The 22330-nt window shown below is 63.8% G+C and carries 19 protein-coding genes and 1 tRNA gene; 8 read left to right on the plus strand and 12 right to left on the minus strand.

The window, feature by feature from the left end; genetic code table 11:
* Window positions 1–8: 8 nt before the first annotated feature.
* From D5125_08540 to D5125_08565, 6 genes are all read right to left on the minus strand, one after another.
* Window positions 9–593, minus strand: a complete 585-nt coding sequence (locus tag D5125_08540) for a 50S ribosomal protein L25/general stress protein Ctc (protein ID QFY89529.1) — start codon at window positions 591–593, stop codon at window positions 9–11.
* 91 nt (window positions 594–684) lie between these two features.
* Entirely contained in the window at window positions 685–1638 is a 954-nt protein-coding gene (locus D5125_08545) for a ribose-phosphate diphosphokinase (GenBank protein QFY89530.1), read from the minus strand.
* A gap of 307 nt (window positions 1639–1945) precedes the next feature.
* Window positions 1946–2021: transfer RNA gene (locus D5125_08550), tRNA-Gln, on the minus strand.
* Between the two features lie 36 nt (window positions 2022–2057).
* Window positions 2058–2918, minus strand: a complete 861-nt coding sequence (gene ispE, locus D5125_08555; GenBank protein QFY89531.1) for a 4-(cytidine 5'-diphospho)-2-C-methyl-D-erythritol kinase — start codon at window positions 2916–2918, stop codon at window positions 2058–2060.
* Window positions 2896–3483 (minus strand): outer membrane lipoprotein LolB, encoded by a 588-nt coding sequence (gene lolB / locus D5125_08560; GenBank protein ID QFY89532.1) that lies wholly within the window; start codon window positions 3481–3483, stop codon window positions 2896–2898. The genes ispE and lolB overlap by 23 nt, the downstream gene beginning before the upstream one ends.
* Complete coding sequence (locus D5125_08565; protein QFY89533.1) at window positions 3480–5237, minus strand: tetratricopeptide repeat protein; 1758 nt, start codon at window positions 5235–5237, stop codon at window positions 3480–3482. Before D5125_08565 ends, lolB begins: the two co-directional genes overlap by 4 nt.
* Before the next feature lie 133 nt (window positions 5238–5370).
* Here D5125_08565 and D5125_08570 point away from each other — a divergent pair, with 133 nt between their 5' ends.
* The 7 genes from D5125_08570 to D5125_08600 all read left to right on the plus strand — a co-directional run bounded on the left by D5125_08570 (window position 5371) and on the right by D5125_08600 (window position 12259).
* On the plus strand, window positions 5371–6636 hold the full coding sequence (locus tag D5125_08570; GenBank protein QFY89534.1) for a glutamyl-tRNA reductase: 1266 nt from the start codon (window positions 5371–5373) through the stop codon (window positions 6634–6636).
* A 180-nt stretch (window positions 6637–6816) separates the two neighbouring features.
* Entirely contained in the window at window positions 6817–7899 is a 1083-nt protein-coding gene (gene prfA / locus D5125_08575) for a peptide chain release factor 1 (protein ID QFY89535.1), read from the plus strand.
* Between the two features lie 313 nt (window positions 7900–8212).
* Window positions 8213–9112, plus strand: a complete 900-nt coding sequence (prmC, locus tag D5125_08580) for a peptide chain release factor N(5)-glutamine methyltransferase (GenBank protein ID QFY89536.1) — start codon at window positions 8213–8215, stop codon at window positions 9110–9112.
* 4 nt (window positions 9113–9116) lie between these two features.
* On the plus strand, window positions 9117–9521 hold the full coding sequence (locus D5125_08585; GenBank protein ID QFY89537.1) for a hypothetical protein: 405 nt from the start codon (window positions 9117–9119) through the stop codon (window positions 9519–9521).
* Window positions 9522–9578: 57 nt separating this feature from the next.
* The gene (moeB, locus tag D5125_08590) at window positions 9579–10352 is read left to right on the plus strand and encodes a molybdopterin-synthase adenylyltransferase MoeB (protein ID QFY89538.1); all 774 of its coding nucleotides are present in this window, start codon (window positions 9579–9581) and stop codon (window positions 10350–10352) included.
* A gap of 134 nt (window positions 10353–10486) precedes the next feature.
* Entirely contained in the window at window positions 10487–11101 is a 615-nt protein-coding gene (locus D5125_08595; protein ID QFY89539.1) for a methyltransferase, read from the plus strand.
* 126 nt (window positions 11102–11227) lie between these two features.
* Window positions 11228–12259 (plus strand): GGDEF domain-containing protein, encoded by a 1032-nt coding sequence (locus D5125_08600; GenBank protein QFY89540.1) that lies wholly within the window; start codon window positions 11228–11230, stop codon window positions 12257–12259.
* A 114-nt stretch (window positions 12260–12373) separates the two neighbouring features.
* Here D5125_08600 and D5125_08605 read toward each other — a convergent pair whose 3' ends face one another.
* Window positions 12374–13582: a hypothetical protein gene (locus tag D5125_08605; protein QFY89541.1), complete on the minus strand. Its 1209-nt coding sequence runs from the start codon at window positions 13580–13582 to the stop codon at window positions 12374–12376.
* Between the two features lie 18 nt (window positions 13583–13600).
* A complete protein-coding gene (locus tag D5125_08610) occupies window positions 13601–15394 on the minus strand; it encodes a VWA domain-containing protein (protein ID QFY89542.2) in 1794 nt (597 codons plus the stop codon).
* Between the two features lie 618 nt (window positions 15395–16012).
* Here D5125_08610 and D5125_08615 point away from each other — a divergent pair.
* Window positions 16013–16474, plus strand: coding sequence for a glycine zipper 2TM domain-containing protein (locus D5125_08615; protein QFY89543.1), 462 nt, complete (start codon window positions 16013–16015; stop codon window positions 16472–16474).
* A gap of 383 nt (window positions 16475–16857) precedes the next feature.
* Here D5125_08615 and D5125_08620 read toward each other — a convergent pair whose 3' ends face one another.
* The 4 genes from D5125_08620 to D5125_08635 form a co-directional block, all read right to left on the minus strand.
* Complete coding sequence (locus D5125_08620) at window positions 16858–17316, minus strand: c-type cytochrome (GenBank protein ID QFY89544.1); 459 nt, start codon at window positions 17314–17316, stop codon at window positions 16858–16860.
* A gap of 58 nt (window positions 17317–17374) precedes the next feature.
* Complete coding sequence (locus D5125_08625; GenBank protein ID QFY89545.1) at window positions 17375–18367, minus strand: c-type cytochrome; 993 nt, start codon at window positions 18365–18367, stop codon at window positions 17375–17377.
* A gap of 85 nt (window positions 18368–18452) precedes the next feature.
* Window positions 18453–19319, minus strand: coding sequence for a cytochrome c (locus tag D5125_08630; protein ID QFY89546.2), 867 nt, complete (start codon window positions 19317–19319; stop codon window positions 18453–18455).
* Window positions 19320–19425: 106 nt separating this feature from the next.
* Window positions 19426–22248 carry a NapC/NirT family cytochrome c gene (locus D5125_08635; protein ID QFY91103.1) on the minus strand — a complete coding sequence of 941 codons (2823 nt, stop codon included), beginning with the start codon at window positions 22246–22248 and terminating at the stop codon, window positions 19426–19428.
* Window positions 22249–22330 lie beyond the last annotated feature (82 nt).

Genomic DNA, 22330 nt, shown 5'->3' on the forward strand with positions numbered 1-22330 from the left:
GCCAAGGCCTACTTGACGTTGCGACCACCCAGGATGGCGACCACGGCGTAGTTGTGCTCCGGGCCACGGGCCAGGGCGGGGAAGCTGACGCCTTCGGGCAGCTGGATGTCGGCCAGGTGTACCGAGTCACCCACGTCCAGATCGGCCATGTTGATCTCAATGAACTCGGGCAGATCGGCCGGTACGCAGGCCAGCTCGACGCTGGTCATGTACTTGGTGGCGGTGCCGCCACGCTTGACGCCGGGGGCAGTGGCCTCGTTCCGGAAGTGTACCGGCACGGTCATGCGGATGGCCTTGCCTTCCTTCACGCGCAGGAAGTCCACGTGCTGGATGAAGGGCTTGGCCGGGTGGCGCTGCAGGTCCTTGAGTACCACCTTTTCTTCCTTGCCATCCAGGTTCAGGGTGAGGATGTGGGAATAGAAGGCCTCATGCTCCAGGTGGCGCTGCATCTCGCTGTGCTCCAGCTCCAGCATCTGTGGCTCGGTATCACCGCCATAGACGATACCGGGGATGTTGCCGCCGTGACGCAGGCGGCGGCTCGCACCCTTCCCTGTGTCTGTGCGCGGCTTGGCGTTGACAATAAAGTTTTCCATGGGTTTTCTCCAAAATAGGCTGGGATAAAAAAACCGTCCTCCCCCGCGACCAGGGTTGGACGGCAGTCTGCTTGGCCTTGCGGCCGACCGGTCAGTCCACAAACAGGGAGCTGACCGATTCGTTGTTGCTGATGCGGCGGATGGTCTCGGCCAGCATCTCGCCGATGCTCAACTGGCGAATTTTAGCACAGGCCTCCGCCTCGGGGGAAAGGCGAATGGAGTTGGTCACCACCAGCTCATCCAGCACCGAGTTGTTGATGTTGCTCACCGCAGGCCCGGACAGCACCGGATGGGTGCAGTAGGCCGTCACCCGCGAGGCACCCTGTTCCTTCAGCGCCTTGGCCGCCAGGCAGAGGGTGCCGGCGGTATCCACCAGGTCGTCGATGAGCACACAGCTGCGCCCTTCCACGTCGCCGATGATGTTCATCACCCGTGCCTCATTGGGCTTGGGCCGACGCTTGTCGATGATGGCCAGGTCGGCATCGTCCAACCGCTTGGCCAGGGCACGGGCACGCACCACGCCGCCCACGTCGGGGGAGACCACCATCAGGTCATCGCTCATGTGGCACCAGATATCGTGCAGCAGTACCGGCGAGGCATAGACGTTGTCCACCGGGATGTCGAAGAAGCCCTGGATCTGATCGGCGTGGAGATCGACGGTGAGTACCCGGTCGGCACCGGCGCTGGCGATCATCTTGGCCACCATGCGGGCGGTGATGGGCACCCGCGCCGAGCGCGGACGGCGGTCCTGGCGGGCATAGCCGAAGTAGGGGATGACGGCGGTGATGCGCCCGGCCGAGGCCCAGCGCAGTGCGTCTATGGTGACCAGTAACTCCATCAGGTTGTCATTGGTGGGTGCCGAGGTGGATTGCACCACATAGACATCCCGGCCACGCACGTTCTCCTGCACCTCGACCAGGATCTCACCGTCGCTGAACTGGGCCACCACCGCCTTGCCCAGGGGGATGGTGAGGCGTTGCACGATCTCTTCGGCCAGACCGGGATTGGCGTTGCAGGAAAATACCATCATGCCGGCATTTGGCATCAGGAGGCTCCTCGTAGGCGCTGTGGGTGGTGGGGACTGAGTGGTCAGGGGGCAGCGTCCAGCCATAAGCAGCCAGCTGTTTGGCTCGCGGATTAGACTCCGAAGTTAAACTCGCTTCCTTTCATACTTCACCCTTCAAACTTCACCCTTCAAACTTTTTGATTTGGCTGGGGCGGAAGGATGATCCCGGGCGCCCTGCCCTCCACCCCTGCGGGGCCGCCTCCACTGCGCTGCGGCGTTCAAATTCGCTCCCGGCGAATTTGTCGAACCTTCGCCTGCCGGGATCAAAACCCGGTGCCTTTTAGTTTGGCTGGGGCGGAAGGATTCGAACCTTCGCGTGCCGGGATCAAAACCCGGTGCCTTAACCACTTGGCTACGCCCCAATGATCAGTGGCCAGCCGCGAGCGACCAGCCTTTTTTCAACACTGTAACTTCGCCAGCAGTGGTGATTGATTCATCCCCTTAGCGACAAAGCCCTTGAATCCCTGTTGTTGCGCCTGTTGCAGCAAGCCTTCGGCCTCTGCCCGGCCGACGCAGTCGAGAAATACCGTGGCACCGGTGCCGGTGAGGCGGGCCTGGCCGTGTTGGCCGAGCCAGGTCATGGCCGCGTCCACCTGGGGGTAGCGTTGCCGCACCAGGGTCTCACAGCTGTTTTCCACCTGGCCTGCGCGAAAGGCGGCTATTCTGATTGGGGCGGCGTCCCGTGTCAATTCCGCTGCGCCGAACACCGCCCCGGTGGAGACCTGGCAGGCCGGGGAGAGGCACAGATACCAGGGCTCGGGCAGGTCCATGGGGGTCAGTTGCTCGCCCACGCCCTCGGCCCAGGCCGCCTGGCCGAGGATGAAGATGGGGACATCGGCCCCCAGGCGCAGGCCCAGCTGGGCCAGGCGCTGGCGGGGCCAGTGCAGCCGCCAGAGCCGGTTCAGCGCCAGCAGGCAGGTGGCGGCGTCCGAGCTGCCGCCGCCCAGGCCCGCGCCCGCGGGGATGCGCTTGTGCAGGCGGATGTCCACCCCCTGGCCGCTGTCGGCCTCGGCCTGCAGCAGGCGTGCGGCGCGTATCACCAGGTCTTGATCCTGCGGCACATCCGGCTGCGGGTTGAGCAGCCGCACAAGGCCGCTGGGGTTGGTGTGGAATTCCAGCTCATCGCAGTGGTCGATGAACTGAAACACCGTTTGCAGCCGGTGATAGCCGTCCTCCCGTCGGCCGAGCACGCGCAGCATCAGGTTGAGCTTGGCCGGGGCCGGCCAGGGGCCGGTTTCAGCCGCGGCGGTTGTACTCATTGATGATCAGTTTGATGCGCACCTGGTTACGCTCCAGGCTGAGTTTGCCGGGCATGGGCCTGCCGCCGCGCTGGCCCCAGTCGCTGTAGATCACCCGCCAGCCCAGTTGGCGCAATTCCTTGAGCTGGCCCTTGGCATCCCGCTGGGGGCTGGCCTGTTCACCGGGGAAGGGGTGGCCGTGCAGCCAGTAGGGCAGGGCGTTGACCGGCAGCGAGGTACCGAAGGTGTCGCGCTCCCAGGCGGCCAGGCGTGGTCCCGAGACGGATTTACCGTTGGACCCGCGCAGTTCCAGCTTGTCGTTGCGGTGGCGCAGTTCGGCCTGCTCGCCGCCGAAGGGGCCGAGGATGCGGATGGTAAAATCGGTCTTGTCCTGCCGCCAGTCCATCTTGCCATGCCAGCCCTCGCCGCCCTTGAGTACGCCGATGCGCCCGGCAAGTACCCAGTGCTGCGGCAGCTCGGGGCCGATCAGGGCGGCCTTCTTGGTCTGTTTCAGGCTGGGGCTGAGGGTGTTGCAGCCGACCAGCAGCAGGGAGCAGGCCAACAGCAGTGGTAATCGCCAGTTCATTGCGCCTCAGCCCCCGTGTCGCCTGCCTTGATCTGTTCAATCTCGGCCGCATTAACGCCAAGCCGCTCCAGGGTGGCGCGCAGAACCGGGTGGTCGGAGAACTCACCCAGCACCTGCCCCCATGCCCTCAGCGCCTGCTGGCGTTCGCCCTTGACCCAGAGCACCTCGCCCAGGTGCGCGTTGATCTCCGGGTCGGTGACCTTTTCCGCCGCCCGGCGCAGGTAGTCCAGGGCCTGATCCAGGTTGCCCAGGCGGTACTGCACCCAGCCCATGCTGTCGAGTACCGCCGGGCTGTTTGGTTTCAGCTCCAGGGCCTGGCGGATGTAGCCCAGGGCCTCCTGATGGCGCTCGGTGAGATCGGCCAGAGTGTAGCCCAGGGCATTGAGGGCATCGGCGTGTTTCGGGTTCTGCCGCAGTACCTGGGTCAGGTCTTGCTCCAGTTGCCGCACCTGGCCTTGAGCGGCGGCGAACAGGGCACGGGCATAGAGCAGGTCGATATGCTCCGGGTGCTCGCGCAGGGCCTGTTCGAACAGCTGCCAGATCTGCTCGGCGCTGAATTCATGCTCCTTGAGCACGGCGATTTCCGTGACATAGATGGCCACCGCCTGCTCCGGCCATTGCTCGCGTGCCGCCGCCAGGGCGGCGCGGGCCTGCTCCAGCTCCCCCAGGCGGGCGAGCAGGTCGGCCGCCCGGATCTGCGCCTGCAACTGGAACTCGCTACCCAGTACGCGCCGGTACCAGTCCACCGCGGTGGCCAGGTCTTCGCGCTGTTCGGCGATGCGTCCCAGGTAATAGGAGGCCTCATCGCGTCGGCCGCGGCTGTCCTTGATCTGGCGGAAGTGCTGCTCGGCCTGATCGAATTTCTTCAGCTCCATCGCCAGCACGCCCAGGGGGTAGCGCAGGGTCAGGTTATCGGGCTGCCGCTGCAACAGCTGCTGATACTGGTCATAGGCCTCCTGATACTGCTCCATCTGTACCAGCAGCCGGGCTAGGGCATGGCGCAGTTCCAGGTCCTCTGCCGCTGCGCTGACCGCCTCGCGCAGCAGTTGCAGCGCCTGAGCCTTCTGCCCCTGGCCCAGCAGTACCTGCACCTTGAGCGAGATGGCCTTGTCCCAGACTGGGGCGCGTTGCAGCAATTCCTGCAGGGCCTGCTCGGCGCGGCTGAAGTCCTTGTGCTCCGCCGCCAGCAGGGCCAGGGCGTACCAGGCCTCGCGGCCCTCCGGCTGGCGCTGCACCAGCCCCTGCATCAGGTCGATCGAACGCTGTGGCTCCTTGCTCTTGCTCAGGGCCCGGGCCACCAGGATGAAGCCGTCCTCGCCCTTGGCCTGGGCCAGGGTGATCAGCTCATTGAGTTGCCGCTCCACCTCCCCTTCGCTGCCCATCTCCAGCGCCACCGAGAGGGCAAAGCGGCGCGCCTCCAGGCTGTTGGGATCACGTTCCACCCAGAAACCAACCACCTCCTGCAGGGCCTGCTGGTCCTTGTTGAACAGGGCCAGGCGGGCGCTGCGCTCGGCCAGGCGGGCATCGCCGGTCTGGCTGGCCGCCTTGCGGGTGTAGGCAAAGGCCTGGTCCAGCTGGTGGCGGTGCGCCGCCACCTCGCCGGCCAGGACATTGAACACCACCTCGGCATTCAGCTCCCCAGGCTGCGCCGGTGGCGCTTGAAAGGGCTCGGCAACGGCCTCGGCTGCGGCAACCAGGGTGGCGGCAGGGCAGGACAGCAGGGCGAGCAACAGGGCCGATGATCTATAGCGCATGGATAGGGCCTATCCGGGGCAAAAAAGCCGGTATATCACAAGATGGGGGCTTTGTCGCAGATACCGATGTGTAGTATCTTGCCCCCGTTACACAAGCATGAATGACAATTCTCATCTTTTGAAGTCCCAGGTCATGAGCATCTACGCCCTCGGCGTCAATCACAAATCCGCTCCGGTCGCCCTGCGCGAGCGCCTTACCTTTGGCCCCGATATCCTCGGCGAGGCCCTGGCCGCGCTGGCCGGGCAGGATGATATCAATGAGGCGGTGATCCTCTCCACCTGCAATCGCACCGAGATCTACTGCGCCAGCCAGAACGGCTGCGATGGCCTGATCGAATGGCTGGCCCATTTTCACGGCATCGACTCTGCCAGCCTGACCCCGCACCTGTACTGCTACCATGACGAGGAGGCCGTCAGCCACCTGCTGCGGGTAGCCGGTGGGCTGGACTCCATGGTGCTGGGCGAGCCGCAGATCCTCGGCCAGGTGAAGAGCGCCTTTGCCGCCGCGCAGGAGGCAGGCAGCATCCGCAAGCTGCTCGGCCGCCTGTTCCAGCACTGCTTTGCCGTGGCCAAGCAGATCCGCACCGACACCGCCATCGGCTCCAGTCCGGTGTCGGTGGCCTTTGCCGCGGTCAGTCTGGCGCGGCAGATCTTCGCCGACCTGTCGCAGCAGACGGCGCTGTTGATCGGCGCGGGCGAGACCATCGAACTGGCGGCGCGTCATCTCAGCCAGCACGGCATCGGTCGTATCCTGGTGGCCAACCGTACCCTGGAGCGGGCGCACAACCTGGCGATGGAGTTCGATGGCTACGCCCTGGCCCTGACCGAGCTGCCCAATCACCTGGCCGAGGCGGATATCGTCATCTCCTCCACCGCCAGCCCCCTGCCGGTGCTGGGCAAGGGTACGGTGGAGAGCGCCCTGAAAAAGCGCAAGCACCAGCCCATGTTCATGGTGGATATCGCCGTACCCCGGGATATCGAGGCCGAGGTGGCCGAGCTGCCCGATGTCTATCTGTACAGCGTGGATGACCTGCAGGAGGTGATCCAGGAAAACCTGCGCTCGCGCCAGGAGGCCGCCGAGCAGGCGCAGGAGATCATCGACCTGCAAACCCGCGAGTTTGCCGGCTGGCTGCGCTCCCTGGACGCGGTGGAGGTGATCCTCGACTACCGCAGCCACGCCGAGCAGATGCGTGATCAGGTACTCCGCCGCGCCCTGCGCATGCTCGACAACGGCAAGCCCGCCGACGAGGCCCTGCGTTACCTGGCCCACACCCTGACCAACAAGCTGCTCCACGCCCCCAGCGCCAACCTGCGCCAGGCCGGTTTCGAGGGCCAGCAGGAGGTGCTGCAAGCGGCCAACAACCTGCTGCAAATCAAGCGCCAGGCGGCGTCTAATTGACGCACCGGATCGCAAAGGACGCCAAGGACGCAAAGATATCCTGAGAAATGCACGGTTAATCCGATCAGGCTGCTACGGGGCATGCGCTACAGATCGCGACGGCAGAGGTAAACCCTCTCCCTTCTTTGCGTCCTTTGCGTTACCTTAGCGTCCTTTGCGATCCTCCTGACAGTCAACCCGATGAAACCTTCACTCCTCAGTAAACTCGAACAGATCAGCGAACGGTTGGAAGAGATCACCGCCCTGCTGGCGGAGCCCTCGGTGCAGGGGGATCAGAACCGGTTCCGCGAACTCAGCCAGGAATATGCCCAGCTGGAGCCGGTGGTCAATTGCTACCGTAACTATCGCCAGTTGGAGCAGGATCTGCTGGGTGCGCAAGAGATGCTCAAGGACCCGGAGATGGCCGATCTGGCCGCCGAGGAGATCGAGCAGACCGAGCAGCGCCTGGCCCAGCTCAGCCCGCAGCTGCAGAAACTGCTGCTGCCCGCCGACCCCAACGATCACCGTAATATCTTCCTGGAGATACGCGCCGGTACCGGGGGTGCCGAGGCCGCCCTGTTTGCCGGTGACCTCTACCGCATGTACAGCCGCTACGCCGAGGCGCGCCGCTGGCAGGTGGAGCCGATCAGCATGAGCGAGGGCGAGCAGGGTGGCTACAAGGAGATCATCTGCCGTATCAGCGGTCAGGACGTGTTCTCCCGCCTCAAGTTCGAGTCCGGCACCCACCGGGTGCAGCGGGTGCCGGATACCGAATCCCAGGGCCGCATCCATACCTCCGCCTGCACCCTGGCGATCCTGCCCGAGGCCGAGGCCATAGACCACATCGACATCAACCCCAACGACCTGCGCATCGACACCTACCGCAGCTCCGGGGCCGGCGGCCAGCACGTCAACACCACGGATTCGGCGGTGCGCATCACCCATCTGCCCAGCGGCATAGTGGTCGAATGCCAGGACGAGCGCTCGCAGCACAAAAACAAGTCCCGCGCCCTGTCCCTGCTCACCGCCAAGCTGCTGTCCGGGGCCCAGGCGCAACAGGCCGACGAGCAGGCCAGCTCAAGGCGGCTACAGGTAGGCAGCGGCGACCGCTCCGAGCGCATCCGCACCTACAACTTCCCGCAGAACCGCCTCACCGACCACCGCATCAACCTGACCCTGTACAAGCTCGACGAGTTCATGGAAGGTGTTTTGGACCCCGTTATCGATCCGCTGACACACGAATATCAGGCCGATCAGCTGGCGGCGCTGGCAGAGGACAGATGATAGAGGACAGAGGACAGCGGTTTGAGGAAACGACTCTAGGAGCCTGTCGGATTTAGGATGCTCCTACTGCGCCGGTGGGAAGAACGGCCCAGAATTGTTTTGAACATTGGCCCCGATTTTTCGTTGCGTAGGGAAACTCAGCGCCTCAAAATCGTGAAAATTTGTTCTCGTTCTCCCACCTTGCTCGCTACGGACACCTAAACCCGACAGGCTCCTAGGCGTGACTGTGAGCAGCATTGCCGCCGCCGGTCATCCTGGGATCTTGGGTTATCAGCCTTTTTCTTCTATGTGTTGGCGGACTTTCTCTGCATAAATGCGCAACTATCGCACCGCCCTGACCTGGGCTCGGGCCGAGCTGGCCGGGCTGGACAATCCGGCGCTGGAAGCTGAGGTGTTGCTGGCCCATCTGCTGGGCCGCTCCCGCAGCCACCTGCTGGCCTGGCCCGAGCGGGCCCTGGATGCCGTGCAGCAGCGGGCCTTCGCCGGGCTGATCCAGCGCCGTCGCGCTGGCGAGCCCCTGGCCTATATCACCGGTCGGCGCGAGTTCTGGTCCCTGGAGCTGGAGGTCGGCCCTGGGGTGCTGATCCCCCGTGCCGATACCGAATTGCTGGTGGAGTTGGCCCTGGGACTGATACCGGAGCTGATCGCCGAGCAGGCCCCAACCCAGGGCCCGCTACGTATCGCCGATCTGGGCACCGGCAGCGGTGCCATCGCCGCCGCCATCGCCAGTGAGCGGCCCGATTGTCAGGTTCTGGCGGTGGAGCGCAGCGACGCGGCGCTCGGCATCGCCCGGGCCAATCTTCAGCGGCTGGGGCTTGGCCATGTGCAGACCCGCCAGGGTGACTGGTGTCGGGCCTTCAATCCGGGAGAGCGGTTTGATCTGATCCTCTCCAACCCACCCTACATCGCCAGCGATGACCCCCACCTGCAACAGGGTGACCTGCCCGCCGAGCCAATCCAGGCACTGGTCTCGGGGGCGGATGGCCTGGATGATCTGCGCCTTATCAGCGCCTGCGCCCCGGCCCATCTGCGCCCCGGCGGCTGGCTGCTGCTGGAGCACGGCTTTGCCCAGGGGGCCTGTGTGCGCCAACTGTTGCGCCAGGCCGGGCTCGAAGCGGTGCGCAGCGAGAACGACCTGGCAGGCCAGCAACGGGTCAGCCTGGGACGGGGCAAAAATGGCCGTTTGCCCAAACCGGCTTTTGCGTTAGGCTAGGCCCATGACCAGCGCCAGCGACAACCTCAAACGACGGGAGATCCCTTTCTGCAAGCTGCACCCGGATCAGAATCCGGCGCACACCGCCGCCCTGGTGCTGGATGAAACCCCCGGCATCCTGCATCTGAACGCGTGCGGCCCCCACCTGCTGGAGGTGGACTACGAGCTGCATCTGATCAGCCTGAAAGAGGTGGAGGAGCTGCTGGTGGAGGTGGGCTTCCATCTGGCCGGCGACCTGCTGGTGCGCCTCAAGCGCGCCCTTTATTACTACACCGAGGAGATCCAGCGGGAGAACCAGGGCCATGCCGCCGACCCCCAGGCCACGCGCAAGGTCTTCATCGAACGCTATCAACGCCTCAACCACGCCTGTCGCGACGAGCGCTCGGACGTTTGGCGGCACTATCGATGACCGGGCTTTGGGCTGGGCACTGCGGCAAAATCTGTGCTTCAGCGGCTGACTGAAGGCATGAACGACGAGCAGCTATTGCGCTACAGTCGGCAAATCCTGCTGCCTGAGCTGGACCTTGCCGGTCAGCGGCGCCTGCTGCATAGCCGGGTGCTGATTCTGGGTCTGGGCGGGCTGGGCTCGCCGGTGGCCCTGTACCTGGCCGCCGCCGGGGTAGGGCGGCTTGTCCTGGCCGATCCCGACCGGGTGGAGCTGTCCAATCTGCAACGCCAGATCGCCCACGGCAGCGCCGATATCGGCCAGACCAAGGTGGCATCGGCGGCGGCGGCCATCGCTCGTCTCAATCCCGACTGTCAGACCCGCAGCCTGGGCCAACGCCTGGACGCGGAGCATCTGCCCGCCCTGCTGGCCGAGGTGGACCTGGCGCTGGATTGCAGTGACAACTTTGCCACCCGCTTTGCCCTTAATCAGGCCTGCCGTCGGGCTGGTGTCCCCCTGGTCAGTGGTGCCGCAGTGCGCTGGGAGGGCCAGGTGGCGGTGTTTGGCGGCCAGCCCGGTGATGCCTGCTACCGCTGCCTCTACACCGAGGCCGGCGAGGACGAACAGACCTGCAGCACGACCGGCGTGGCCGCCCCCCTGGTGGGGATCATCGGCAGTCTGCAGGCGATGGAGGCGCTCAAGCTGCTCGGCGGCTGTGGCGAGTCCCTGAGCAACCGTTTGCTGATCTACGATGGCCTGCGCGGTGACTGGCGCAGCCTGCGCCTGCGGCCTGACCCGCAGTGTCCGGTCTGCGGGTCAGAGGACAGAGGACAGAAGACAGAGGACAGAAGATAGCGAGTTGAGGAATGACTCTGCCTTACAGACCCAGTGGCCCGGACTTTACCTCTCCGAGCCAGCGCTCGCAGTTCCCAGGATGATGGACAATACCCAAGGCTGTTTCACTTCCCCCCTTTTTTCAGGCCAATCCCATGAACCTGTTGCCCGATAACCTTGATGAAGACAAGCTCCAGTGGCTGGAGGGCCTGCGTCAGGACCTGCTGATCGAGACCAGCCTGCGTGGCCAGCCTCTGCGTTTTCATACCACCTGGGGGCTGTTTTCGCCCAAGCAGATCGACGAGGGCAGCCGCCTGCTGTTGGATCATATCGAGATCGCGTCGGACCAGGACAGCGCCGATCTGGGTTGTGGCTATGGCCCGCTGGGTCTGACCCTGGCCAGGCTGGCCCCGCAGGGCCATCACTGCCTGCTGGACAAGGACTTTGTCGCGGTGGAATACAGCCGCAAGAACGCCCGCCTGAACCGCCTGGATAACGTCGAGGTGCTGCTGAGTAACGGCTTTGATCAGCTGGACGGGAGGCGCTTCGGGCGCATCGTCTCCAATCTGCCGGCCAAGACCGGCAAGGAGCAATATTACCTTTACTTCTATGAGGCCCTGGCCCGGCTGGAGCCGGGTGGCCGCTTTTATGTGGTCACCATCAACGGTCTGCGCGAGTTCATCAAGCGCAGCTTCAAGGAGGTGTTCGGCAACTACAGCAAGCTCAAGCAGGGTCGCAGCTATACCGTCTCCCTGGCCTGCAAGGACTAGGTCGGTACGGTGACATCCCGGGCAATTCCCGAGTCCCGAGCCCTAAAACGGGCAAAAACCGGCGTTATTGTGTAATCTACCGGGATAAAATTTGGTATAGACCCAGCCTGCTTAGAGAAACCCTTGATGGCCCAGGATAATAATTACGATCGTAACGCGGAGCTGCTGCGCCAGGCCCTGCCCCTGATGTCCAAATATCGTATCCCCGCCACGCCGGACAACTACGGCGTTTGGTATCAGTATGTGGCCGGTGACAATGCCCAGTTGCGCATGGAAATCGATGATCTGATTGGTCGGGAGGCCGAGTTTACGGCTCAGATCAATCGGGAGCTGTTCAAGAAATATGGCGCGGACTGCAACATCGACCGCATCGAGGGGATACGCGGCAATCTTCAGGTATTGATGGAGGACGTCAACAGCACCCTGGTCACCGCCGATCGGGAAACCGATGACTTTGGCGGCAATCTCAACCAGTTCAGCCATTCCATCCAGGGCAACCTGGGCCTGTCCGATGTGCAGCAGCTGCTCGGTTCCCTGATCGTCGAGACCGGCCGCATGCAGGAGATCACCAAGGTGTTGCAGCAGCACATCATGGCCAAGACCCAGGAGGTGGAAAACCTGCAAAAGGAGCTGAATCAGGAGCGTACCCGCGCCCGCACGGACCTGATGACCAATCTGTTCAACCGCAGCGCCTTTCTTGAGGCCCTGCAGGACTCCCTGCGCCAGGACGACGTGATCCGCCGGGGCCGCCTCTGCCTGCTGATGCTGGATATTGACCACTTCAAGGCGGTCAACGATACCCACGGCCATCTGGTCGGCGACCGGGTGATCAAGTTCGTTGCCGAGACCATCCGCAAGTGTATCAAGGGCCGGGATATTGCCGCCCGCTATGGCGGCGAGGAATTTGCCGTGCTGTTGGACGATACCCCCAAGGAGGGTGCCCGGCGGGTGGGTCAGCAGATTCTGTTTGAGATCTCCAGCGCCAAGCTGCTGCGCGCCGATACCAAACAGCCCCTGGGGCCGATAACCATCTCCATCGGCCTGGCGGTGTACAAGCCTGGCGAGGAGCTGCTGGATTTCCTTGAACGCGCCGACCAGGCCCTCTATCAGGCCAAGCGCCGCGGTCGCAATCGGCTGTTTGCCGATCAGAGCTGCTGAACAGAAGACAGAAGACAGAAGACGGAGGGCAGAGGACAGGTCTTTGAGTCGCTTCGCGACAGTGAGTTGAAAGGCGCACAGCGCCCTCAACCCTCCGTCCTCTGTCCCCTGTCCTCAGTCTTCTGTCCGCTGTTTTGCCTTGTTGTTGATCTCATCGGGCTCCAGTCCGGCCTCCAGCAGGGCCTCGTCGATCAGGCCGTTGAGGTCATCCTGGCCAAATCCGTCGTCGTCCAGGTTGATGCTGTCCTCGTCGGTATGCACTGAGGCCTCGCTGGCGGATTGTTCCAGCAGGGCATCCAGGTCGTCCTGGTCCAGGTTGGTCTGCGCGGCTTCTGGTTGATCGGCCTTGGCCGGGGCCTGGCTCTCGGTAGAGGCCTGATCGAACAGGGCATCGAGATCATCCTGAGTGAGATCGACCTCGGGTTCGGGCTCGGGTTCGGGTTCGGCGGCCTCGACCTGGCTTGCCGCCTCGTCGAACAGGGAGTCCAGATCGAAATCCTCCTCTTCGGCGTCTGATTGACTGGTTGGCGGTTCCTCCGGGGTGGCCTGCATCTCGTCCTTGGCCTGATCCAGCAGGGCATCCAGATCATCCTGGTCCAGGTCGATCTCCGGCTCCGGTTCGGCTGCGGCCTTGACCTGTTCGGTAACGGGCTTTTCGTGCTCGTCAAACAGATCCTCCAGCTCGGTGTCGGAGACCTCCTCTGCCTCTTCTGTGGCAGCCTCCGGGTCGGCGTCGCTGTCTGAGGGAGGCGCGGCCTTGGTGGCCGCGCTGGGCTCTAAGTGCTCGCTGGAGTCGATGTCGTCTTCGGAGAATACCGAGGCATATTCGCTGAGCACCCGGCCCAGGGTGTCCATGGTGATGCGCATCTCGTCACTGAGTTCCTTGTTTTCCTGGCGCAGGATCTCTATATCGGCGGCATCGGCCTTGGGTTCGTTGCTGGCTGCCGAGCCGCTGGGGGCAAGGTCCTGATAGGGGGCCAGGGCCTGTTGCAGCAGTTCGGGCAGGCTGGGTAGCTTTGCCGCATCCCGGTTCAGATAGAGGGTCAGCAAATTCCGGTACAGACTCATCTCTGCCTTGCGGATACGCTTGCTGTGCTGCTCCAGTTGTTCGCCCTGGTAGCCGTAGGTCTCGCTCAACAGGCGCTCGATCTCGGTGCTGCGCTGGGCGGCGGATTGCTTGATCTGGGCCACCAGCGCCCGGCCGGCCTTCTGGTCGCGGGCGTGGCGATAGTAGAGTATCCCGAGCAACCCCAACAGCAGCACGAAAAACAGCAAAAGCGCCTCGGCCATGCCCCAGAAGAGCACGCTGGATACCTGCATCATGGTGCCTGTATCCCCCGGTTATTCATCTGTATCTGCATCTGCATCGTCGTCTTCCAGTTCGTTCATTTGCGCCGCTAGCCGCTGCTTGCGTTTGCGCCAGAGCCACCAGCCGCCGCCGGCCAGCAGCAAGAGCAACAGGTTGGCTCCAGCGAACAGCAGCCAGCCCATCAGGCCCAGGTCCTCGCCCATCTGCTCCGGTTCGGCCTCCTCCGGGGCGGGTTCGGGCTTTGCCTTGGGCTCGGCCTTGGGCTCGGCCTTGGGCTCAGGGGAGGGTGGCGGGGCGGCCTCCGTTTCTGCTGGCACTGCCGGCAGGTCCGGCTTGCTGCCGCTGATGGGCAGGGGGTCTGGGCGCAGCACCACAGGCTGGCCCCTGTGATTGCCCTCCACCCTCAGGTGCAGACTGCCCTGACCGCTGAAGCCGAGGGTGGAGACCTCCACCTCGTAGCGGTTGATCTGCACCGGCAGCACCATCTGCGGCAGCTCCCCTTCCGGGGTGTTGAGCTGGGCACGGATGCGCACATCGCTCAGGGTCTCCGGGGCAATCTCAAGCAATACCCGTACCTGCTCGGCCTCATCCTGGCGACTTAGGCTCAGGGCCGGGCGTACCTCGAACTGATGCCGCAGTTCCCGGCTGAAGGTCTCGCCCTGGCCGCTAATGACCAGCTGATAGCGACCAGGCTGATTGGGCAGGGGCGCGTCCAGCACAAAGTCGCCTGGGGTGTCGGCAGGCCTGAGCTGGAAGCGGTTGGCCCCTGGGCCGCCCATGATCTCACCGCTGACCGTCACGATTTTGACGAAATCCTCATCCGTCAATTTTTCACCCTTGTTGCTGAAGTGCACCCGAATCTCCGGCCGCTGCTCGGCCAGACACACCACCGGCAGATCATTCAGGTGCATCTTCAGGTCGGTGACCACCATGACCCGGTTGTCCGGGTCCATGTCCGCCACCAGCTGCCACTCCCCAGGCTCCGGGGACTTGATGGTGATCAGCTCATAGCCCTGGTCGCTGTGCCAGCGGATGTTGCTGGGCAGGGCGCGGGCGCTGAATTCACGCTGGGCGGGGTCGAGCAGGCGGGTTTCATCGGCGCGGGGGCCGGTGAACAGGATTACCGTGGCCTCGCGGATACCGGCATCCACCAGAAAACGGTTATCCCTCAGGGGCAGGGTATCGGGCTTGCCGGCCTGCTGAAACAGGCGCATGAAGACGCGCTGCATGCGATCGGCATTGCCTATGGATTCGTTCAGGCCGGCCGTCTCCCGGGACAGGATCTGCAACAGCTTGAGATCGGCCTGGTGCGATAGGGCAATGCTATGTACCTTGGCCCCGGCGGCCTTGAGGTCGCCGAGGATCTCGCCAAAGATGCGTTCACGCGAGGCCAGGCTGTCGGCCGGGTCATGGGAGACATCGACCATGCCATCGGTGAGCAGGATGAGGTGGCGGTCCTTGCTCGGATCGGGCTGATACCAGTCGCCCACGGCCACCCGCAGGCCCCCTTCGATATGGGTGAACTGACCGGAGGAGTGGATGTTCTGACTACCGGAAATGGCCTGCTGCCGCCAAGTCTCATTCACCGGCTGTAGGGGGGCGATGACGCTGACATCCCGGTCGAAGGTCCAGACCCCGGCCATGATGCCATCGGGCAGCAGCCCGGCCAGCAGGCGCAGGGCCGGCTGGCGCAGATTCTGCGGGTCGTTCTTCTTCATGCTGCCGGAGACGTCGATCAACACGCGCACGTCCAATTGTCTCTGCGGCTCGGCCAGCAGGGGGCCAAGCACGAGCGCGTAGAGCAGCAGGCCGGCGATAATCCTCACAAAGACATACCTCGAGTGCTTTTCATGCATATTGAGCCTAACTGGGCATCTGGCCACAGGGCACAGGGAGAAAGATCAATCTGATGAGTAACTCGCCAACTTTCATTTCCAAGGGGAGGGTCAAACTCTCCCCCCCTACAAAGGGGGCTACTCAAATCCCCCCCCTTTTTTGCAAAGGGGGAGGCCAACTTCTCCCCCTTTACCAAAGGGGGGCAGGGGGGATTTCTTCAGCAGCCGCGTAGCTACCAGCGCCGGAATCCCCCTCAATCCCCCTTGTGCAACGGGGGAGGCCAACCTCAACCCTCCTTTACAAAGAAGGAGACCCACCTCGATACAGGGGTAATCGGGAAAATCAATCTGTTGAAAAATGAACATTCCAGCAGGATGGACTGTTGATTTTTCATTTGATCCCGTATAAAGATTAAACCCTTTTCTCAGAAAAACAATGCAACCGGCGTACCAAAAAGCCGAATGTGGGCAACGCCGTTTCGCTGAGACGAATGCCATGGGGTCTCAATGCCCTTGGATGTTGGATTTCGCCCTGCCGAGTTCGGTTGATAAGATAGCCCGCTACGGCGTTCGCGCCCTTTCCCTGATATCGGCCAAGGAGCCCATTTCATGACCATTCGCAACAAGCCCCGCACCCTCAGTATCCTCGTCATCGCCCTGCTCAGCCTCGCCCTGTTGGGCGGTTGCAGCCAACGGGAAACCGGCAATGTAGTCGGCGGAATCGCCGGTGCCGCCCTGGGCAACCAATTCGGCCACGGCAGCGGCCGTGTCGCCATGACCGCCCTGGGGGCCATTGCCGGTTCGGCCATCGGCGGGGCCATCGGCCAGAACATGGACGATACCGACCGCCTCAAGACCCAGCGCGCCCTGGAGCGCGCCCGTACCGATGAGACCAGCAGTTGGACCAACCCGGACACCGGTCACCGCTACCAGGTCACCCCGACCCGTACCTATAACCAAGGCGGCCGCGCCTGCCGTGAATATACCACCCGCGCCTATATCGATGGCCGCAAAGAGGTGATTCGCGGCACCGCCTGCCGCCAGGCCGATGGCAGCTGGGTTGCATCCTGATTCCTCTGACTCGGCACAGCCGGAATCAAAGGGGGGCCTGGTTACCCACAATGCTCAGCCAATCGAATAGGGGGCCGTGCCCGCCGGGCAACCACTAGGGGCAGGCTCCATTGCCGTGGCTTGGCGGCGGGCGCGGCCCACCCTATGCCGCACGGCAAAGTCGGCCTCCCAGCCCGGGACGTGCACGGCCAGCCAAGCCGAGATAATGGCTGAGATACAGGGGTAATCAGGAAGAAGGATGCAGAGTACGCAAGGCAGCGCGGAGATAGCAGAGGTGTAAAGGTGTTGCGCTGCCTGCTCAGGCCGTTCGCTGAGCGAAGTCGAAGCGAGGACCTTCTCGCTAAGTTGACCTGATGGCCTGAGTCCTTAGCCTCGGCCTCGGATCAGGGTAGCGGGGGAGGGTTGTCGTGGCGGGTGCGTAGGTAGGCGATGAGCCGGGCGCGCTGGCTGTCCTTTTTGATGCCACGAAAGTTCATCGCCACGCCGGGTATGGCGCGGTCGGTGCGGGTGAGGTAGTAGTTGAGATTAGCATAGGTCCAGTTGAAGTTGGCCTGTTGCAGGGCCTCGGAATAGGCAAAGCCCTGGGCCCGACCGGCCGGACGGTTGAGCAGGCCCCACAGGTTGGGGCCCTTGCCGTGCCCTATGCCCTTGGCGGTATCGTGGCAGGAGCTGCATTTGCGCAGGAACAGCCGCTGGCCCTGGGCCGGATCGGCCTGGCGGATCATCTCTGCCACCTCGGTGTCCAGCTCCGGCTGATAGTTGACCAGGGCCTCGGCGGAGTCCTCTGCCAGCAGGGGGCCGCTGGTGAGCAGGATCAGGCCCAACAATATTCGGTTTTTCATTATCTTGACCTCTTGTTCAGCCTTCAGCGGTGAGCCCGTTGACGGCGTATCACCCCGGCTATTCCGCTAGGCCCTTGCCATTGAGGCTGCGCAGAAAGGCGCTGATGTCGGCGATCTCTTCTGGCTTGAGTTCCGTGCCCAGTTGCAGCTGGGCCATGAGGCGTATCGCCTCTTCCAGGGTGTTGATCGAGCCGTTGTGAAACCAGGGGCCGGTCAGGGCGATGTTGCGCAACTGGGGCACCTTGAATACCTGTCTGTCCTCCTCCTTGCCGGTGACGGCGAAGCGGCCGGGGTCTGTGCTGGGGAAATCACCATGCCCGGCCCCGCCGAGACGCTCATAAAGGCCGCCGCCGAGCAGGGGGCCATCGTGACAGCGTATGCAGTTGTGGCTCATGAAGGCATCCAGGCCGCGCTGTTCCTGCTCGCTGAGGGCGCTGGTGTCGCCCTTGAGGTAGTCGTCAAAGCGGGACTCGCTGCGCAGGGTGCGCTCGAAGGCGGCCAGGGCCTCGCTCAGGTTGGCGTAGCTGATCGGCTCGGCGGCATCCGGGAAGGCCTGGGCAAACTCGGCCGGGTAGTCCGGGGTCTGGCGCAGCTTGTCCACCACGGCCTGCTCGTTGGGCATGGCCATTTCTACCGGGTTGAGTATGGGCTGACCGGCCTGGTCGGCCAGGTCCTTGGCGCGGCCGTCCCAGAATTGACTGGACTGCCAACCGGCATTGAGCACCGTCGGGCTGTTGCGGTCTCCCAGCTGGCCCTCGGCACCGGGCGAGGTAGGCAGATTGTCCACCCCGGCGCGGCCATCCCTGACCGGGTGGCAGGAGGCGCAGGATTGGGCGTTGTTGATGGATAGGCGGGTGTCGTGATAGAGCTTTTCCCCCAGGGCGATGCGCTCCGGGGTGTCGTTCTCGGCCCCCGGCATGGCCGCCGGCAGGGGGGCCAGGTAGCGGTTGGCCTTGCGTATCAGGCGTTCAGGGTCGGCAGCAAGGCCTGGGCCGCTGAGCAGCAGGGCAAGGGCGGTGACAAGAACAAGATTGAGAGTGCGATAAGGCATGGCTCATTTCTCCAGTTATCCTAAAAAAGTTGTGACTGCCGAAGCCGCCTGCCGGGTGTGGCCCGGATGGAGCAAAGCGGCGGGTTCAAAACAGCAGGCGGTTGAGGTCGTACAGGCTGCGGTGAACCCCGTGGCAGCGGGCGCAGATCATCACCGAGGCCTGCCCCAGGTGGCGGCCGCTGTTTTTTGCATCCTGCTGGCGCAAGGCCTGATCCAGTTCACCAAGGGCCTCCTGGCTGGCCTGGCCGAGGATACGCTCGACCGGAACCGGGTCCTTGCCGTGGCAGTTGCTGCATGCCCCTTCGAGCAGTTGCAGCCGACCGCGCAGCTGCCCCAGGGCCTGTTGGGCGGCGGGCCAACGGGCGTCTTCACTGGCGATTTTGATGCGGTTCACTTCCAGGCTGAGCTGGCCCATCAGGTCCTTAAAGGCGATGGCCTCGCCCTCGGCCGGGATGATCTCCAGGCCGTGAAAGTCGGCGGCGCGATAGCGGGCGGCGGCCAGGGCGCGGTAGTCACCGTGACAGCCCTGACAGCTCTGCCCCAAGCGACGCAAGGCCGGGCGCAGCTCACTGGAATCCTGTTCGGCCAGGGCCTGCCGCATCCGCTTCAGATTGGCCAGGTCCAGTTCGTCCCGCCACTCGGGCACCATCTCGGCCAGGGAAAGATAGTGCTCGGCCAGACGTTCTCCCCATTTGCTGGCCAGGACCCATTCACCGCCCTGGCTGTATTCACTCACCGCCTGTAGCTCTCGCCTGAGGGCGAACATGCTGTGCAGCCAGACCTGACGCTTGTTGTTCGGCCTGTACCACTGGGCCAGGCTGTCGGGTAGTTGAGAAGTCTGCTCCGCCACTGAGTCCGGCCCATTGGCCAGGGCCGTACCCCAGGCCAGGCTGGCAGCCAGCCAGATCAGTCCGACCTGCAGCGGCTTGGGGGGCTGGCGTCCGAGTTTCACGCGACACCAGCCTGACCGCAACCTTATCCCAAGTCCCGAGCCCCAATAGGGCCTGCAAAGCGCTTCATCGTCCCTTGTCCCGCCCGTTCCATGGGCGTCTGGCAAACTACTGAGCAATGACATTGATCTCCGCCTCGGGGTTGTCCAGACCCAGACGATAGCCGAGGGAGACGTGGTGGAAGCGTGAATCGCTGAAGTCATCGTGGATGGCGAAGCCGAAGTTATACAGCTTGCCTGCCTCCAGGGGCAGATCGCCGGGATTGTCGGCGGCCAACGGGCGTTTGATCACCAGCGTCCAGTAACCGCCCTCCAGGGTGCCGTGGGCAGACACCGGGCCCTTGTCGTTCATTACCCTTTGTTCCAGGACGTGGCCGTTTTCCACCGCGCCGCTGCTGTTCCAGCGCAGCAGGTCCATGAACTGACCGCTGGCCAGGGCGGCCTCGATCTCGGCCTGGTCCTTGAGCTTGTCCCAGCCGCCGAGCACGGCACCGCGTCGGCCCTTTTCCTCGATCTCGGTGCGCGAGGCGGCGATGTACTTGGTGATGCCCTGGCTTACATCCAGCTGCCCGGCCACCGCCGAGGGGTCTTCCGGGTGCTCCGGCATGTGGCGCAGATCGTGGTGGCAGGTGCCCCAGCAGCCGGCCTGACCGGCGTATTGGACCTCATCGGTGGACAGCATCAGGGCCAGCTTGACCGGGTTTTCCGGGTCCATCTTGCCACCATCGACGAAGGGCACGGCCACATGCTCGCCCTCTTCCCACTGGAAGCGCAGGTAGAGGTTTTCCTTGTCATGGGTGGCCTGTACCGAAACCGGTATGCCCGGGCGCTTGCCGGGGATGGGCGAGGTCTCGGCCTTGTCGCCGCCGACCATCTTGGCCCCCATGTCAGCGGTTTCCTTATCGTGACAGGTGGTGCAGCGGTCGCCCATCATGAACGGTCGGGAACCGCCGTGGTACTTGCCCACCAGGGTCCATTCCATGGAGGTCTGGCCGGGGTAGAACAGGGTGACCAGACGTTCGTCCACCTTGTCCCAGTCGATGCCTTCATCCACGGCGGCTCCGACCTCCGGAGTGGCCGCTGCGGCGGCGGCACTGGCGGCAGCCTGGACGGGTGCCGCTGCCGGGGCGCTGACCTCTGCCTTGACCACATTGACATCGGCCTCCGGGTTGTCCAGCCCCAGGCGGTAGCCAAGGGAGACGTGGTGGAAGCGTGAGTCGCTGAAGTCATCGTGGATGGCGAAGCCGAAGTTATACAGCTTGCCCGCCTCCAGGGGCAGATCGCCGGCGGTGCTGGCGGCCAGCGGGCGCTTGATCTCCACCGTCCAGTAGCCGCCTTCCAGCCAGCCCTGGGCCTCCAGCGGGCCCTTGTCGTCCATCACCCGCTGTTCCAGTACATGGCCGTTTTCCACCGTGCCGCTGCTGTTCCAACGCAGCAGGTCCATGAACTGACCGCTGGCCAGGGCGGCCTCGATCTCGGCCTGGTCCTTGAGCTTGTCCCAGCCGCCGAGCACGGCACCGCGACGGCCCTTTTCCTCGATCTCGGTGCGCGAGGCGGCGATGTACTTGGTGATGCCTTGGCTCACATCCAGCTGCCCGGCTACCGCCGAGGGGTCTTCCGGGTGTTCGGGCATGTTGCGCAGGTCGTGGTGGCAGGTGCCCCAGCAACCCGACTGACCGGCGTACTTGACCTCGTCGGTAGACAGCATCAGGGCCAGTTTGACGGCGTTTTCCGGGTCCATCTTGCCGCCATCGACGAAGGGAATGGCCACATGCTCGCCTTCTTCCCACTGGAAGCGCAGGTAGAGGTTGTCGCCATCATGGGCGGCCTGCACCGTTACCGGGATGCCAGGGCGCTTACCGGGGATGGGGGTGGTCTCGGCCTTGTCGCCACTGACCATCTTGGCCCCCATGTCGGCGGTTTCCTTTTCGTGGCAGGTGGTGCAGCGGTCGCCCATCTTGAACGGCCGGGCACCGCCGTGGTATTTGCCCACCAGGGTCCACTCCATGGAGGTCTGACCGGGGTAGAACAGGGGGATCATGCGCTCGGGTACCTGATCCCAGGCCACGCCGAAGCCACGGGCGGCCTCCACCGCTGCCTGGGGTTGCGCGGCGGCATCCCCGCCCGCGCCCAGGCGGGCACGCTCGGCGGTCAGGGCCTTTTCCACGGCATCCTGGATGCGCTGTTTTTGTGCGCTGATCTCGGCCTTGCGCTTTTCCCGCTCCTTTTTGGCCTCTTCCTGGGCCTCTTCCGCCGCCTTGGCTTCGGCCGCCTCGGCCCGGGCCAGGCCTTCCTTGAAGGGTTCTGGCAGCTCGGTCTTGTAGGCCGCTACGGGCTTGGCCCATTCGTTCAGTTCCTCTTCCGAGATCTGGGTGTGGGCCGGGCTGTGGGCTATGCCCTTGTGGCAGTCGATACAGGTATTGCCGTTCTCCATGGCGAATTTATGCTGATTGCGCGCACGCGGCTGCTGCTTGGACGGGTCCATGGTGTCCCAGTCGTGGCAGTTGCGGCATTCCCGTGAATCGGAGTCCTTCATGGCCTTCCAGACGCGGCGGGCCATGGTGAGACGGTGGGCGTCGAACTTCTCCGGGGTGTCCACCGTCCCCAAAATCTTGTGCAACACCTCGTTGCTGGCCTGGATCTTGCGTTTCATTTTGTGCAGCCAGGGGCGCGGCACATGGCAATCCGGGCAGGTGGCCTTGACGCCACTGCGGTTGGCATCGTGGATGGTGCCAACGTATTCGTTATAGACGTTGTCCTTCATCTCGTGACAGCTGATACAGAAGGGTTCGGTATTGGTTGCCTCCATGCCCCAGTTGAATCCCCCCCAGAGGATCACGCCGATGATCATGAAGATAACGGCGCTGCCCAGGGTTGCGCCAAACACAACCTTGCGCGCCAAAAGGCCTTTGATAAGGGATTGATGCGGCATCATTCAACTCCAGCAGGGATAAGATTCCGGGTACAAAAGACAAAAAATGGCGGGCATGAAGTATTGCTCCATGCCCGCCATC

Source organism: gamma proteobacterium SS-5, from assembly GCA_009497875.2.
Classification (GTDB): domain Bacteria; phylum Pseudomonadota; class Gammaproteobacteria; order Chromatiales; family Chromatiaceae; genus Magnetovirga; species Magnetovirga frankeli.